At 64.7% G+C, this 950-nt stretch carries 2 protein-coding genes; both read left to right on the top strand.

Features of this window, described 5'->3' with window-relative positions:
- The first annotated feature begins 106 nt into the window (after positions 1-106).
- Positions 107-307 carry a hypothetical protein gene (locus tag ACLD7X_RS17110; RefSeq protein WP_411424892.1) on the top strand — a complete coding sequence of 67 codons (201 nt, stop codon included), beginning with the start codon at positions 107-109 and terminating at the stop codon, positions 305-307.
- A gap of 24 nt (positions 308-331) precedes the next feature.
- A partial coding sequence (locus ACLD7X_RS17105) for a transposase (protein WP_411424891.1) occupies positions 332-950 on the top strand: 619 nt, incomplete at its 3' end.

Genomic DNA, 950 nt, shown 5'->3' with positions numbered 1-950 from the left:
CACTAGAAGCGTGTCGCGCATAAGCCCGCACGCCCCCTTTCCCCAGCCACCGCTGAATCTGCCCAGAACCCAGTGACTGCAATGGATCTGGAGGCGAGAATGGGGCATGGTCAAGCCCAAGTCCTTCCGCCCCTGGAACCCCGAGCAGACCCTGCTGCTGCCGCCATCGCCGGTGGAGTGGCTGCCGGAGAACCACCTGGTGTTCTTCCTGTTGGATCTGGCCGCTGAGCTGGATCTGGGCGAGATCCACGCCTACTACCGCCAGAAGGATCCTCGCGGTGAGAAGGCGTATGAGCCGCGGATGTAGACGAAGTCTTCCGCGCAGCGGTTGGTGGTGCTGCTCCTGTACGCCTACTGCGTCGGGATCCCCAGTTCCCGCAAGATCGAGAAGGCCTGCTGGGAGGACGCCGCTTTCCGTGTTCTCACCGGCAATCAGCAGCCTGACCACAGCCGGATCAGCGACTTCCGCTGTCGTCACCTCGACGCCCTGGCCGGTCTTTTTGTTCAGGTGCTGCGGCTCTGCCAGAAGGCAGGGCTGGTGAGCCTGGGCCAGGTGGCCCTGGATGGCACCAGGTTGAAAGCCAATGCCAGCAGGCACAAGGCCATGAGCCACGAGCGGATGCTCAAGAGTGAGCGGCAGCTCGAGGGTGAGATGCGGGCGCTGCTGCGCAAGGCCGAGATCATCGACGCCCAGGAAGATGGCCGGTACGGCAAGGGCAAGCGGGGCGATCAACTCCCCGAGGAACTGCAGCGGCGTTCCAGCCGGTTGGAGTGGATCCGCAAGGCCAAGGCTGAACTGGAAGCAGAAGCGGCTGCTGCCAAGGCTGTGCAACGGAACGACCAGGCCGACGCTGCGGAGCAGGAGGCAGTCGAGGCCGAGGCCAGTGGCGATGAGCAGCGCAGCAAGCGGGCATCACGTCGCAGCCGTGGTGCGCGCAAGCGAGCGGATG

This window comes from Aphanothece microscopica RSMan92 (assembly GCF_046613545.2).
In the GTDB taxonomy this organism is placed as follows: Bacteria; Cyanobacteriota; Cyanobacteriia; order PCC-6307; family Cyanobiaceae; genus NIES-981.
The sequence above is the reverse complement of the archived record's forward strand: the minus strand, read 5'-3'. Positions and strand labels throughout refer to the sequence as shown.

What these genes read in the sequence shown, in the direction of transcription:
- ACLD7X_RS17110 (WP_411424892.1), top strand. Translation starts at nt 107, where the DNA reads ATGGTCAAGCCCAAGTCCTTCCGCCCCTGGAACCCCGAGCAGACCCTG.